The organism is Nocardia pseudobrasiliensis NBRC 108224 (assembly GCF_001613105.1).
Taxonomy (GTDB): domain Bacteria; phylum Actinomycetota; class Actinomycetes; order Mycobacteriales; family Mycobacteriaceae; genus Nocardia; species Nocardia pseudobrasiliensis.
Genome location: NZ_BDBS01000099.1, coordinates 1 through 1,086 on the forward strand (window position 1 = coordinate 1; position 1,086 = coordinate 1,086).

Genomic DNA, 1,086 nt, shown 5'->3' on the forward strand with positions numbered 1-1,086 from the left:
CCCGGAGCTGGCCGCCGCTATGGCGGGTGAGCTCGCCCGTGAGCGGGACACTCTCGAGATGATCGCGTCGGAGAATTTCGTGCCGCGTGCGGTGTTGCAGGCGCAGGGCAGTGTGTTGACCAACAAGTACGCCGAGGGGTATCCGGGTCGTCGCTACTACGGTGGTTGCGAGCACGTCGACGTGGTGGAGAACCTGGCGCGCGAGCGGGTCAAGGAGCTGTTCGGGGCCGAATTCGCGAATGTGCAGCCGCATTCGGGCGCGCAGGCCAACGCGGCGGTGTTGATGGCGCTGATGAACCCCGGCGAGAAGCTGCTGGGTTTGGATCTGGCGCATGGTGGCCATCTGACCCACGGTATGCGGTTGAACTTCTCCGGCAAGCTGTATGAGGTGCATGCCTACGGGGTGAGCAAGGAAGATCACCGCGTCGATATGGACGAGGTGCGTAGGCAGGCGTTGGCGGTGCGGCCGAAGGTGATCGTGGCGGGGTGGTCGGCGTATCCGCGGCATCTGGATTTCGCGGCGTTCCGGGAGATCGCCGATGAGGTGGGCGCGTATTTGTGGGTGGATATGGCGCATTTCGCCGGTCTGGTCGCCGCGGGGTTGCATCCCTCGCCGGTGCCGCACGCTGATGTCACCTCCTCGACGGTGCACAAGACTTTGGGTGGGCCGCGGTCGGGTGTGATCCTGGCCAAGCAGGAGTACGCGAAGAAGCTCAACAGTGCGGTGTTCCCGGGGCAGCAGGGTGGGCCGTTGATGCATGCGATCGCGGCGAAGGCGGTGGCGTTCAAGATCGCGGGGACCGAGGAGTTCAAGCAGCGGCAGGCGCGGACGTTGTCGGGGGCGAAGATTCTGGCGGAGCGGTTGACCGCGGCCGATGTGTCCGCGTCGGGTGTCACGGTGTTGACCGGTGGTACGGATGTGCATTTGGTGTTGGTGGATCTGCGCAACTCGAAGCTGGATGGTCAGCAGGGTGAGGATCTGTTGCACGAGGTCGGGATCACGGTGAATCGTAATGCTGTGCCGTTCGATCCGCGTCCGCCGATGGTGACCTCGGGTCTGCGGATCGGCACGGCGGCGTTGGCTAC

General features: G+C 64.7%; 1 protein-coding gene. It reads left to right on the plus strand.

Annotated elements, in window-relative coordinates:
- On the plus strand, positions 1-1,086 hold a 1,086-nt coding region (gene glyA / locus NP4_RS39460), incomplete at both ends, for a serine hydroxymethyltransferase (RefSeq protein WP_218024004.1).